We start from the raw sequence: 12776 nt of genomic DNA on the forward strand, positions 1-12776 counted from the left end.
TTAGTCTTAAACCTTTATTGAGGTCCCTACACCAACCTCCATGAAATTTTCCTTGTATTCCTCTTTGAATAGTTTCATTGCTTTGTCCCCGGTGCAATGGGTGGGGGCTACCCTCTCCACACCAAGCTCTTTAAACTCATGAATTATGGACTTTATAACCCCCTCAGGCTGACCCATCAGATGGAATCCGCCCACCACCAGAAAAATCTCTTCAGATATATCTCTCCCAACCTCTTGCAAGATGTCAACGATTCCGGGGTGAGCGCACCCTGTGATTACCACCAAGCCCTGGGGTCTTTTTAATATCAAGGATTGCTCGGGGATAATTTGACCGAGCTTGCCAGTGGTGTACACATCGGGAAAGATTTCACAAAATTTATCCACCTCAGCTAAAGTCGATCCATAATTTTTTATCCTGTCCTTAAGCCGCTTGGGAAAAACCCCTAGGATATAGACCTCAACATTTGGATTTTTCTCTAAAAAGCCCCATAATCCGCTGGTATGATCGTAATGATTATGAGAGATGATAACGGCTTCGAAATCCTCCGGAGAGATGTCCAGTCTGCTCATGTTCTCTAGGAGAATGGATGCGTTTCCCCCTGTATCAAATAGGATATTCACTTCACCCCGTATTTGACAAGAAAAACCCCAAGAAATTGCGAGATGTTCATTTGAAGTTCCCCTGTTATCGTAGATTATTTTGAGTTCCATAATTATCCTTAGAGATACTCCTTGTGTCCCGTAAATTTATTTTCCGCAGCATCTCTTTGGGTTATCGCAGGGACGAATTTGTCCACAGCAACCATCCATATCTGGAGCAGTACTTTTGCCAACCATGAATTTGGACCAGAGTATCTTCTCTAAATCACTGCTCCCGCAATTAAAACATTTAACTTCCTCTTTACCTTGAGCTAAACCGACTAAGATTTCGCTTAGGACTCCACATCTTTTGCACTTGTATTCGTAAATTGGCATATTTTCCCCGATTTAACCCTTCTTTTTCTTCTCAAGATCGCTTATTCTTTGATTAATCCGATCCAATTGCTCTTTGAGTATCTCGAACTGCTTCTTTAGTGCCTCCAGTTCTTGCTTGGTTGAGACGGATGGAGGCTGAAAAACTGCTCCGGGAGCTCCACCCATACCTGCGCCCATGCCTCTGCCCATTCCTCCACCTCGTCCCATGCCTCTACCAGGTCCTAATCCTGCTCCCGGAGGGACATAGGGGGAACCAACACCCCTCATGCCAAACTTCGGTCCCACTGTGGGTTGACTCACCAGTTTTAACTCACCACTTTTAAATTGCTCCACAGCATCCTTAACCACTCCACCAACACCGGTAAAAACCTGAATACCTGCAGCCTGGAGCGTGGAAAAGGCATTGGGACCACATTGCCCTGTGAGAACCGCCTTGACACCCTTGCTCGCCATGAGCTGAGCGGATTGAATACCTGCACCTCCTGCAGCAGCAATATTGGGGTTCTGTATCACTTCAAACTCCATGGTCTCTGGATCAACGATGATGAAGAACTGACAGCGACCGAATCTTGGATCCATTTGAGATGATAGATCGGGACCCGTAGAAGTTACAGCTATTTTCATATTAACCCCTCCTCATTTTGTCTTTTTGAGCTCTTCAATTCTTGCATTGATTTGATCAAGCTGTTGCCTTAGCATCTCAGATTGATTTTTCAGCAACTCCAATTCTTGCTCACTTTAACCAATTTTTTCGTCCTCCGCCTCTTCGGCCTCTTTGGCCTCCTGGCATTCGTCATCCCTCCAAGTCCTCTTTCACATTTCCCTTCCATTGGATACTCGATCGAGACTTGTAATAAACCTGCTTCCCATGGACCACATAATCGACCTTCCCCAAATCCGCTAAGGCATTCAGATATTTAAGGGCTATAGTGGGATGGATATTCAGACCAGTCGATATATCCTCGATGGTACAAGGTCTTCGTCGGAGCAAACTAAGGATTCTCTCCTCCAAACTTCGTTGATGAATACCATGGGAAATCTCTTTAAAATTTGGGATTATTTCAGCTTTGGATCCAATAATACTCTTAATGGCTTTTAACTGATCCACACTTAAAGCATGAGCTACGTCCTCGCTTGGAGGACGGATGACAGTATTTAGTTGAACCTTGTCCGGTTTTATATCCTTTATTGCTTCTTTCATCCTCTCTACCTCATCTTGATCATCATTAACTCCTCGAGAGAAGAGAATTTCGAGCCACATTCTTCCTTTATAAGCTCGTCTAAAAGTTATCATCCCCTCAATTATCTTTTTGATATCCAGGGAATGATGCGGTCTATTAATGACTCGAAAAACCGAAGGCGTTACCGCGTCAAGAGATGGCAACACCAGATCAGCCTCGATCAGATCCTGTTGAACTCTGCTTTGATATAATAAAGAGCCATTTGTTAACACCGCTATCGGTATCGTGGTTAACTTTTTCACCTCTTTAGTTAGCCGACCTATCTCGCTATTTAAAGTGGGCTCACCGCAACCCGAGAAAGTAATATAATCTATATCATGATTACCTTCGGAGAGAAAACTCTCCAATTGATTCAGCACTATCTTCCAGGGGACATATTCTCTTCGAGTAACCGTTTTTCGCGTAGTTCGGCCCAATTGACAGTAAATGCAATCATATGTACATGTCTTATAGGGAATTACATCCACCCCAAGCGATGTCCCCAACCTGCGAGATGCTACTGGACCAAAAATACAATTATAATTACTCACCTCTCTGCCTCCCAAAACCTCGGGCAGCAACAAATTCCAAATAACTTCGAATTATGTGCACTGATTTTTATTTCTCCTTGGCTTTCTTCTCCAAATCCTTGATTCTCTCGCCTATTTGCTCCAACTGCTGCTTCAGAAATTGAGCTTGATCCTTGAGCATTTCCAGCTCCTCCTCCGGTGTCATGTAAGGAGGAGCGAATGCTGTTGGACCGAAGGGCATCGTTGGAGCATAGGACGGCCAAGGTAGAGGCCATCTTCCGGTCATTAAGTAAGTGGCGCAGGGTCCCAAACCATAGGGACTTATACCCACCATCCTGGGCTGAAGCCAAAACGCATCCAACCGGGGAGCCCCGTTGCGTAATACATCCATCTATATCCCCTTGGCATCCTTCATCCCTCCCCTCTAATTTCTAAGACCTTACCATGATGGAGCATAGGGCATTCTCCACGGCCAAGCATAGACTGATGGTGGCGGGTAAGCTACTCCAGGTGGAGCCATACGAGGTGTATAGCCAGGATAGGGCATCGGCCCCGGTGCATAAGGTGTCATTCCATAAGCCCACCATCTCCGCGGAAGCCATGGGAAAAACCGACAGAATGGATAGGGGTTACCCATTCCCATTCCTCGCCCCATACCAAAACCTCGACCATACATTTCAATCACCCCTTCCTTAAATCATTCATCTCGCTTATGACCTTTCCGCTTTAATGGCGATAAATGCCCCGTATTGCCTCAAAGGAGCAATCTCGGAAAATGGGACCTCACCAGACAAAGCCACCATAGGCTTCTTTCCACCAATCCTCGTAACTCCTCACACGATGTGAATGCACAAAGTCAATATCGCAATTGAGGAGGACGTAGCTCCTCAGGTTCTTCATCGAGGTGAGTATCTCATAGGCCTCCGATATGGCTTTGAATTTTTCCTCCGAAGATTTATCCCCTGAATTCTTATCGGGATGATACTTCATCGCCAAGCGAAAGTAAGCTCTCTTTACCTCCCGATGATCAGCACCAAAGGTAACACCCAATATAAAACGGGCTTTTCTTTCAAGTTCTAATCCACGAAACATCATCACCCGTTAAAATCTTCTACCACGACCACGTCGACCTCGGCCTATACCTTTGCCTCTTCGACCGATGCCGAGTCCTCTCCCTCCGGTTGCGCGACCCATGCCCCCGCCTCTTCCAAGAATTGCTTGACTTATACGGGAACCAGTCATTTGTTCAGGATCAACTTTACTTCTGGTGGTACCAGCCTCCCGCCTTTCCACTTCCGATTCAACCTCCCTTTCATAGATAGCACCATTGGGACATTCATTCACACAAATGCCACATTCTGCACACTCATCGGTATCGATTACAGCTTTCTCGTTTTGTATACTAATCGCTTGCATGGGGCACACCTCTATGCAATTTCCACAGCTAGTGCACCTCTCTGGATCAATAAAAAACATGCATCTCACCTCAAAAATTAGTGTTCACAAGTGTCGGTGCCTACTTCGAGTGTTCCCTCCAGAAACCCTTGAAGCACGCTGTCCACTCTCCCGTAAGCTCCGGTGATCACCTCAATCCCATGCTGGGCAAAAAGAGTCTTTGCCCTGGGACCCATACCACCTGCGATTACATAACCCACGCCTCTCTGCGCAAGAAACATGGGTAAGAATCCAGGTTCGTGTCCGGGATTCGCTATTACCTCTTTACTTATGATCTGATTGTTCTTAATTTCGGCGATGGTATAGGTAGCACATCGCCCAAAATGTGGTGATACTTCGACTCCATCCGTCGCAATGGCGACCTTCATCGTGTAAATTCCCTCCTTCTTACCTTTATGTACGCCTTCACATCTTTACCTTGGGGTAAAACCAGAGATAAAATGTTCCGCTACCTTTTCGAAGGAACTATCGCGATATTTTTCTATCTCTCCGGCATCACAAAGCTGAGAAATTCTGGAATCAAGGGGGAGCTTTCCAAGAAGAGTAATGCCCATACTAGCGGATATTTCCTCAGCTCGGCTATTTCCAAAAAGCTCCAATCTCTCGCCGCATTTAGGACAAACCGCATAACTCATATTTTCGATTAAACCCAAAATAGGGATATTAATGTGCTCAACCATGCGAATGGCCTTCTTAACGATCATCACCGCTAATTCCTGCGGAGAGGCGACGATGACCACACCATAGAGAGGGATGCATTGCACTACAGTAAGCGAAGCATCGGCAGTACCAGGTGGAAGATCAATTAGTAGATAATCGAGTTTACCCCATAAAACCTGTTCCCAAAATTGTTGAATGGCCTTAGTTATTAGCGGTCCTCGCCAAACTACTGGATCTTCCTCATTATCCAACAATAAATTCAATGACATGACTTTTATCCCTCTGCGTGTTATAGCTGGCCACAAGTTGCACCCTACCAAGCAAGCTCTCTCCCTCAAACCAAACATCTTTGGAATACTAGGTCCCGTAATATCGGCATCCAGAATACCCACCTTTAAGCCTTTGTCTACAAGAGAGACGGCCAAGAGTCCTGTAACCAGAGACTTACCTACACCTCCCTTACCGCTCAGAACAGCGATACAGCGATTAATTCCGCTCCTCGGTCGAGGTTTGAGCGATTTCCGACTTGATCGATTCTGTACTTTTTCGTTGGTATTAGTATCTTGGTTACGATGATCCATCCTTGCTTGCCCCCAACTTTAGTTATTTAAAAAGCTCCCAAAGCTCATCAACAACGTTCCCTTCTTCTAAATCTACAACCTGAACAAAACTCGGCTTTATCCACAGGTTTTAAACAATAAGTTCCGAGTTCTTTCCAACAAGGTTTTGATGGATTTATGCGCTGACCTGACCCTTTGGGTCTGCCTCCAGAACAATATTTCCTCTGCCAGCAGGGGTACATCTGGATAAACCTTTTCACTCCAGCCAGGTTAAGTCCATCTTTCTCAATTAGATTATGAACAAAACCTAAACGCTTAAGATCCAGGCTGGAATAGAGCCTTCGGTATCCCTGACGAGCGGGATGAATAATTCCATTTCGCTCCCAAATTCTCAAAGTCTCCGGATGAACTTTTAGCATTTCAGCCACGATGCCGATCGGGAATACGGGCTTATCTTCCTCAGGAATCAATATCATACACCTCCAAAGACACTTCCATTATAATATACAAATAATATTTGTAAAAAACTTCAAGAATTTTTTTGAGATAATAGTTCAATATTTCCATGGAGGAAACGGCTTTTCCATCCTTAAAACCTCCTAAGTCATTTTCTCTTAAAGGCATCAAGCCTAGCTCTGGCAATCATATTGCAATGCGTAGTTCGCCTATCAATCCTATTTACTCCCGAGGGTCTAACCTTTGAAATCTTAATGCCAATTCTATTCATGCTGTACTCCAGGTTTTATGATTCCCGATTATCATATTAAAGTCGTTAATAAAGTACATACGAGACCCAAAACTATTCCGGCAGTTGTCAACCTAGGATATTCTCTGATCTGAGCTGATGGTAGCAATTCCTCCACGGAAATATAAACCATGAACCCCGCGGCGAAAGCCAGGGAAATTCCCAGCACATACGATGAAGCTTCTTTTAAAAAATAATAACCTATAATGAATCCGACCAATTCAAATAATATTGTTGTGGTGAGTATCATAAAGGATTTCAGTCTTTTTCGCGTTATTCCGTATAAGGGCACAACGGTTGCAATATTCTCCGGGATGTCTTGCATCGCAATTCCCAATGCAATTATGATTCCCAGCTTCCATGCTATCGCAAAACCCACGCCAATCGCCAGGCCTTCGGGTAAATTATGCAAAGCTATACCGATAACGAGCATGGCAACGCTTCTTTTAACGGATGGCTTCTCTTTCTTCACCAATTCCGGGTTAACATGGGGCAATAGATAATCCACACACCTCATTACAAATATCCCAGCTAAAAATGAAATTGCCACCGAAACTGAGGATGCGATTCTTAAACCCTCTGGGATCAATTGGAAAACGGAAATTGAAATCATCATTGAGGCAGCAAAAGCCAAAGACCCGTATAAAAAAATTTTACTTGGTATTTTAATGAGGCCTATTAATGCTCCTAAAGTTTGTCCCACAAAGATTAGAAATATTATTAGTCCCATTTCTCTCCATGATTAACTGCACTGGTCATTGCAACGTAAATGTGATATCTTTCCTTTTTGATTCGTTGGGAAGATTAAATCAAACTGTTTCACTCATCCCACAAATACTTTGGGAGATAACCCATTCTCATTCAATACTCCCCTAACAATTCTCCTTAAATCATCAAGGCTGGAAAAATAAAAAAGATGGCTTTGGCAACCACAATCGCTAGAGCCGAAATTCGCAATGGAATTGAAGTATCTGCTTAAACCCCGAGCGATATTGCACTCTTTCTTCTCAGTAGTCTCAGCATAAATAATCTCCACCACTATAGCTTTAGCTACAAGATAATCGATATGCCAGCGAAGATTCTTCTTAAGTTTCCTATGGCGATTAATTCTCGCTTTTAGGCTACCCAGAGCTGAACCAATGTATACGTAATATCCGAATTTAAACTCCACCGGCCCAAGTTTGCCTATCTCAAATTCGTCATCCCTGGGTAATTTCAGCAATAATCCATAAACGCCTTTCATTTTAAATTATCTCTATTATCAACGAGTTAGGTTTGCATTTTAGGCATTCGAGGGAGGGGTAAGTGCTTAAGAAACGTGTCGGAGCCTCGCCTATGAAAACTTTTGAACAGATTCACAGTTTTATAGCGAGGCGAGACCCGAGCGGCCCCGAAGGACTCGTTTCACTCGCCAACAGGGTAAATGGCCTTAACTGCGCCTGCCCCGTAGACGCGACAGCGTTCTTCGGGGTGTTTTCGGAGCACTTCACCCCGACCATAGTGTTAACCCATCTTGTTAAATACATCTTAGTTGATCGGTGAAATCCTCTCTTCTAAACCATATCTTTCTGGCACACTTGCCGATTATGTCACGGGTCCCACCACCACTCTCCACAATGTCCATGAGCATGTTGGCATCGAATATCTCAATTCCGCCTACCGCGGTCGCCCCCCTCATGAAAAACGGTTCGGGAAGCATTGAAGAAGTGGGCCCGACCACCATCACTTCTTCCGAAATTTTAGCTCGCTGTAAGTAATCCTCTATTCCCCCATAAACCAGCGCCGATCCCGTGATTATGACGGCGTGGGCACCCCTCACCGCGTCACCGACTTGAGCAGGGGTAAAATATCTAACATTTGGACATTTTGATGCTTGTCTTTCGGATAAGCAGCGGGCCCGCCTGCCGGACGGGCAGGTCTGCTCACCAGACAGGAAAGACTCTCGCTCAACTACTCTGATTTCCTGTGCAACAGCAAATCTCCTTACCAAGGGGGTAAAAAAGCCAATCATCGTTATAATCCTGCCCTGGATATCTATACACTCAGTGGGGTCTCCATGCCTGAATTTTAATCGTTGGGGTATTATCAGCCAGGAGAGGGCATTTATGGTGGCAATTCCGGTGGCTCGCTCCATCAAATTATTACTTAGAGCCAGTTCAGCGAGGTGGAAGCCATCTTTCAACTCAATGGGTATCGAATCCATCTTTGGTCTATATGCAACACCGGCTTTTTGTCCAAGTTTAACCGCAACATAACGATCACCAATGGAAATGCGATTTACCTCTGGAGGCTTAGGGATCTGGTTGTGTAATTGAGCCAGGAGTTCATCTAATATCATGGTAATTATAGGATGAGATTGAGTAGGCTTCCCACCAGGATGGCACCGACTATCATTATCCCCGCCGATTTCATCATATCCTTTACTCCCAATTCTTTAACGAGAACTGCAAAGGTAGCCACGCAGGGGAAATACATTGTTAGTACTACGCTTGCAATGATAAGTTGCTTCATGGTCAAGCCAAGAGGCAATAACATCCCCACCGCCACGTCCTTGCGGAGGAATCCAATGATCAAAGCGGCGGCAGTCTCTTTAGTAAGACCTAAAAGTCCCACTATCGCTGGTGAAGCTATTCTTCCGACAAAATCAATTACTCCCAAGGTATACAGAACATTAGCAATAAATACTCCCAGCAGTACATAGGGAACTCCTTCTTTCAGAAAATATTTTATTCGCATCCACAGCTTTTTTAAGAGAGCTCCCCAGTATGGAATTCGATAAGGCGGAATCTCTAAAAATATTTCTGGGCTTTCCCCTTTAAGAAGATTATCCAGTAAAGTACCGAGGATGACCCAGACTATAAAGAGAGTAACAAAAACTATTCCTAAACCCTGGGGTCCGTATTTGCCTACTAAACCAGCAACGACGGCAAGCATAGCTGTGCAAGGAACACATATAGCCGTTAACGTAGCAGCGATGAATCTTTGTCTCCTCGTTTCCAAAATTCTTGTGGCTAAAATTCCTGGAACATTACACCCCAAACCGAGCAACATGGGAATTATTGCAGAACCGTGTAACCCCAATCGATGCATAACATTGTCGATTAACACAGCTAAACGTGGAAGATAACCGCAATCTTCCACGAAGCTTAAAACCAAATAGAAAGAGAATACGTAAGGCAAAACCATTGCAAAAGGAACAAACAAGCCCGTAGTGAGGACCCCCATGGACTGAGCATAGTCTATCTCCCCTTTTATTAAAGTTCCAATCAGGATATTGTGTAGAAATCCAGGTCCTAGTAGCTGACTTATTTTCATAACCAGGGGTGTGTAAAGTTCAAATAGAGGCTCAAATACATATCCGATTAATCCTTCACCGATGAATCTTATGATTTGAAAAGCAAGATACATGACGAGTATGGAGAGAGGAATTCCCGTCGCAGGCTTGATGCTCAAATCTCCCAGTTTTTCCATAAGAGTGTGATGGCGATGGGTGACGCTTTGGACCTGCGCTATCATCTTTCCAATATCCGCCCACTTTTCGTGGTCAGTACTTCTATAAGCTGAAATCCTTGCGTGTGGCAAGCGGGAGACTAGTTCCTTGATTCCCTCACCGGTGACAGCAACGGTGGGCACTACCGGTACCTTTAAAAGTTTCTCAAGCTCCTTTACATTGATCCTTATCCCTATATGCTTAGCTTCATCCCAAAGATTAAGTGCAATAATTAAGGGCACCTTCTTCTCTATGAGTTGAAGCGTGAGGTACAAATTCCTTTCCAAATTTGTGGCATCAACGACCTGGATAACTACATCTCCCTCATGTAGCATCTCCACAGCTACCTCTTCCGCCTTTGTGATGGGTTCAAGAGTATATGTCCCCGGGACGTCGATGACCTCTGCCCTCTCCCCATTGAGCTTCATGGTACCCTTGGTAAATTCCACCGTGGTACCGGGATAATTTGAGGCAATGACATCGGTTCCCGTTAACCTGGAAAAAATGACACTTTTGCCCACATTAGGATTCCCCATGAGGAGTATCTTCATTCCCCAATCTCCTTGACGAAAATTTTCATGGCCATGCCCCTTCCCAAAGCAACACGGGTCCCATCAACCTCGACAACGATGGGACCCCTCAAAGGTTCGGAGGCTACCTTCCGCACAATCTTGCCAACTCTCAAACCTAGAGCCGCTATTCTCCTTTGAAAACCGAATCCACCCACTACGGATTTTATCTCCGCAGGTCTTTCAACTTTCAGTTCATCTAAGGTTATCTCCATAATCTCACCTCGTGATCTCCTTTTTCTTCTTAAAATTCTTTGGATTCGTCTGGATTTTCCGACATTTTGAACAATAACCATAGAATTCCAATTGGTGATCGATGATCTTAAACCCAAACCTTTCGCTTAAATCTTCTTCAAGCTTGTTGACCATTTCCAGTCGGGCAATCATCTGCTCATCAAACTCCTCAACCCTGCCACATTCTAAACACACCAGATGATGGTGGTGCTCTGGACTAATCTCGTAATGACGATGTTCCTCTCCAAAGTCTAATACCTTTACTATCCCCAAATCTGCAAACAGGTCTAAGGTACGGTAAACAGTGGCCAATCCAATTGTCGGACTTTCCCGGTTAACCCATCGGTAAATTTCCTCCGCTTCTAAGTGTTTTTGTAATTTGCTGAGAGTTTTTAGGATGCGAATTCGCTGAGAGGTTAATTTAAAACCTCGCGACCTCATTTTTCTAAAATATTCATCTAACTTGTCCACTTGAAAACTCCTAAGTATTATTTTCCAGTGCTTCTAAAATCTTTCCGTCTTTCAAATGGTAAACGACCTTGGCGTGCTCAGCCATCTCTTCGTCGTGAGTGACCAGAATGATGGTTTGTCCCTGTTCATTAAGCTTTAGAAGTAAGTGCACAATTTCATCACTTGTGGCAGAATCGACATTTCCCGTTGGCTCGTCTGCCAGTATAATTTTGGGATCATTAGCCAATGCCCTAGCTATGGCAACTCTTTGTCTCTCTCCCCCGGATAACTTAGTGGGAGTAAAGTGTAGACGTTCCCCTAATCCAACCAGTCTAAGCAATTTTTCTGCTTTTTTTCTCCTTTCTGCACGCGACAGGTTCGTCTCAAACATGGGTATCTGAACATTTTCTAAAGCTGTCAAAGTGGGAATTAAATTATGCAGCTGGAAGATAAAACCAATCTTCTTAGCCCTAAACTCATCTAATTTTTTAACTCTTGAAAGATCAACATCATCCACAATTACCTTTCCCTCTGTGGGTCGATCCAGAGCGCCGAGCATATTAAGTAAAGTAGACTTCCCTGAACCAGAGGGACCCATGATGGAAATAAATTCACCCTCAGATACCTGTAGATTAACACCATCCAAAGCCCTCACTCGCCCCCCTTCAAAAATCTTCACCAAATTCTTCGTCCTTATTATCGTCTTATTCATCAAGCACCTCACCATTCGATTAGTTAGTATCTGTTTAGTAAGTAGTTGGGAGCTTGTTATTCGTATCTAAGCGCCTCCATGGGTGATAATTTAGATGCTTTGTAGGCGGGATAAAATCCGCCTACGATGCTAACTAATAGAGCCACAAGCAAGGCTCTAATGAATACTTCCTTTGAATAAACGGGATCAAGAAAATTCTTAACCGCTGGCGCCAGCATAATTGCTTTGATTCCAATAATTCCTAAGATGATTCCTATAACAGCTGCAGCCAAGCTAATAAACAGAGTTTCTCCTAGGATCAAATTCAAGATCCTTCTTCTCTTCCAACCCAATGCTCTTAAAACCCCTATTTCTCGTGTTCTTTCAAAGACCGACATTATCATCGTATTCATTACTCCAATTCCTCCGATGATGATAGCCAAAACAGAGATAGCCCAGCTTGCCCCACTCATCATCTTAAATCCTTGATCAACCTTACTAACTTCATCAACGGATTTTACGGTCACGAGCTTTCCCGGATAGGTCTTTTCAATGCGATCTGCAACTTCATTAATGTCCGCACCTCTAGCAACTTTAACAAAAATCATGGAAACCTCATCTTCTCTTTTGAAGAGCTTCTGCACGGTCTTAAGAGAACCAAAAGCACCTCCGTCTTGCATGACGTTGCCTGTTTCATATATTCCTGTGACCAGAAATTCCTCGCCGCCAATATTAATTTGATCTCCCACCTGTTTTTCGAAATTGCTGGCGGCAATTTTTCCCAATACTATTTCATCAGTACTTTCTGCCTTGAATGCTCTCCCCCCTGTGATATTGATTCCGGCAACATCAAAATCAGCTCTTTTTATCCCCAGCATCATAAAATAAGGGATGTTCTCCTGTTGGATAACTCCCATTGACACTCCCACTGCATCGTCTACTCCGGCTATCCTCCTGACATCTCTTACCCTCCTTTCAGCAATTGAACTAACAATTAAATCAGCTGCGTTTGCTTGTCCTACTATGAAGTCAGCGTCGCCAGTGGTGATTAAATCCTCAAAGCTGCTCTCTAAGCCTGCAGCAAGGATACCCAGGGTAACGATAGTGGCGATTCCAATACTTATACCCAAAGCGGTGAGCAAGCTTCTGGTTCTGTGTCTAATCAAATTCCTGAATATCAGGGTGAGAAATGACATA

19 protein-coding genes and 1 pseudogene are annotated in these 12776 nt (G+C 44.1%); 2 read left to right on the forward strand and 18 right to left on the reverse strand.

What is annotated here, in order from left to right; translation table 11 throughout:
* Window positions 1-6: 6 nt before the first annotated feature.
* The 5 genes from QMD66_02565 to QMD66_02585 form a co-directional block, all read right to left on the reverse strand.
* Window positions 7-711 carry an MBL fold metallo-hydrolase gene (locus tag QMD66_02565; protein MDI6821748.1) on the reverse strand — a complete coding sequence of 235 codons (705 nt, stop codon included), beginning with the start codon at window positions 709-711 and terminating at the stop codon, window positions 7-9.
* Between the two features lie 36 nt (window positions 712-747).
* Window positions 748-975, reverse strand: a complete 228-nt coding sequence (locus QMD66_02570) for a zinc ribbon domain-containing protein (protein MDI6821749.1) — start codon at window positions 973-975, stop codon at window positions 748-750.
* Window positions 976-987: 12 nt separating this feature from the next.
* On the reverse strand, window positions 988-1599 hold the full coding sequence (locus QMD66_02575; GenBank protein MDI6821750.1) for a NifB/NifX family molybdenum-iron cluster-binding protein: 612 nt from the start codon (window positions 1597-1599) through the stop codon (window positions 988-990).
* Between the two features lie 169 nt (window positions 1600-1768).
* Complete coding sequence (locus QMD66_02580) at window positions 1769-2746, reverse strand: radical SAM protein (GenBank protein MDI6821751.1); 978 nt, start codon at window positions 2744-2746, stop codon at window positions 1769-1771.
* A gap of 67 nt (window positions 2747-2813) precedes the next feature.
* A complete protein-coding gene (locus QMD66_02585) occupies window positions 2814-3116 on the reverse strand; it encodes a DUF5320 domain-containing protein (GenBank protein MDI6821752.1) in 303 nt (100 codons plus the stop codon).
* Between the two features lie 53 nt (window positions 3117-3169).
* On the opposite strand from QMD66_02585, the gene QMD66_02590 reads away from it, so the two are divergent.
* Window positions 3170-3421 (forward strand): hypothetical protein, encoded by a 252-nt coding sequence (locus tag QMD66_02590; GenBank protein ID MDI6821753.1) that lies wholly within the window; start codon window positions 3170-3172, stop codon window positions 3419-3421.
* 186 nt (window positions 3422-3607) lie between these two features.
* On the opposite strand, the pseudogene QMD66_02595 reads toward QMD66_02590, so the two are convergent.
* The 7 genes and pseudogenes from QMD66_02595 to QMD66_02625 form a co-directional block, all read right to left on the reverse strand.
* A pseudogene (locus QMD66_02595) lies at window positions 3608-3817 on the reverse strand (DnaJ domain-containing protein).
* A 9-nt stretch (window positions 3818-3826) separates the two neighbouring features.
* Window positions 3827-4201: a 4Fe-4S binding protein gene (locus tag QMD66_02600; protein ID MDI6821754.1), complete on the reverse strand. Its 375-nt coding sequence runs from the start codon at window positions 4199-4201 to the stop codon at window positions 3827-3829.
* A gap of 17 nt (window positions 4202-4218) precedes the next feature.
* Window positions 4219-4548 carry a NifB/NifX family molybdenum-iron cluster-binding protein gene (locus QMD66_02605; protein ID MDI6821755.1) on the reverse strand — a complete coding sequence of 110 codons (330 nt, stop codon included), beginning with the start codon at window positions 4546-4548 and terminating at the stop codon, window positions 4219-4221.
* A gap of 45 nt (window positions 4549-4593) precedes the next feature.
* Window positions 4594-5421, reverse strand: coding sequence for an Mrp/NBP35 family ATP-binding protein (locus QMD66_02610; GenBank protein ID MDI6821756.1), 828 nt, complete (start codon window positions 5419-5421; stop codon window positions 4594-4596).
* 47 nt (window positions 5422-5468) lie between these two features.
* A complete protein-coding gene (locus QMD66_02615; GenBank protein ID MDI6821757.1) occupies window positions 5469-5876 on the reverse strand; it encodes a MerR family transcriptional regulator in 408 nt (135 codons plus the stop codon).
* 282 nt (window positions 5877-6158) lie between these two features.
* Window positions 6159-6662, reverse strand: a complete 504-nt coding sequence (locus QMD66_02620; GenBank protein MDI6821758.1) for a ZIP family metal transporter — start codon at window positions 6660-6662, stop codon at window positions 6159-6161.
* Window positions 6663-6968: 306 nt separating this feature from the next.
* Window positions 6969-7388, reverse strand: coding sequence for a GIY-YIG nuclease family protein (locus QMD66_02625; GenBank protein ID MDI6821759.1), 420 nt, complete (start codon window positions 7386-7388; stop codon window positions 6969-6971).
* A gap of 62 nt (window positions 7389-7450) precedes the next feature.
* Here QMD66_02625 and QMD66_02630 point away from each other — a divergent pair, with 62 nt between their 5' ends.
* Window positions 7451-7687: a hypothetical protein gene (locus QMD66_02630; GenBank protein ID MDI6821760.1), complete on the forward strand. Its 237-nt coding sequence runs from the start codon at window positions 7451-7453 to the stop codon at window positions 7685-7687.
* Here QMD66_02630 and QMD66_02635 read toward each other — a convergent pair.
* From QMD66_02635 to QMD66_02660, 6 genes are read right to left on the reverse strand one after another with little or no spacing between them, the layout of a single operon-like run.
* Window positions 7662-8483: a DUF364 domain-containing protein gene (locus QMD66_02635; protein MDI6821761.1), complete on the reverse strand. Its 822-nt coding sequence runs from the start codon at window positions 8481-8483 to the stop codon at window positions 7662-7664. The genes QMD66_02630 and QMD66_02635 overlap by 26 nt on opposite strands.
* Before the next feature lie 5 nt (window positions 8484-8488).
* Window positions 8489-10186: a ferrous iron transporter B gene (locus QMD66_02640; GenBank protein ID MDI6821762.1), complete on the reverse strand. Its 1698-nt coding sequence runs from the start codon at window positions 10184-10186 to the stop codon at window positions 8489-8491.
* The gene (locus QMD66_02645) at window positions 10183-10419 is read right to left on the reverse strand and encodes a FeoA family protein (protein MDI6821763.1); all 237 of its coding nucleotides are present in this window, start codon (window positions 10417-10419) and stop codon (window positions 10183-10185) included. The genes QMD66_02640 and QMD66_02645 overlap by 4 nt, the downstream gene beginning before the upstream one ends.
* Window positions 10420-10423: 4 nt before the next feature.
* Complete coding sequence (locus QMD66_02650; protein ID MDI6821764.1) at window positions 10424-10909, reverse strand: Fur family transcriptional regulator; 486 nt, start codon at window positions 10907-10909, stop codon at window positions 10424-10426.
* Window positions 10910-10919: 10 nt separating this feature from the next.
* A complete protein-coding gene (locus QMD66_02655; protein MDI6821765.1) occupies window positions 10920-11600 on the reverse strand; it encodes an ABC transporter ATP-binding protein in 681 nt (226 codons plus the stop codon).
* A gap of 56 nt (window positions 11601-11656) precedes the next feature.
* A complete protein-coding gene (locus tag QMD66_02660; GenBank protein MDI6821766.1) occupies window positions 11657-12775 on the reverse strand; it encodes an ABC transporter permease in 1119 nt (372 codons plus the stop codon).
* Between the last annotated feature and the right edge of the window lies 1 nt (window position 12776).

The sequence above is a fragment of the Actinomycetota bacterium genome (genome assembly GCA_030018275.1).
GTDB lineage: Bacteria > Actinomycetota > Aquicultoria > Subteraquimicrobiales > Subteraquimicrobiaceae > Subteraquimicrobium.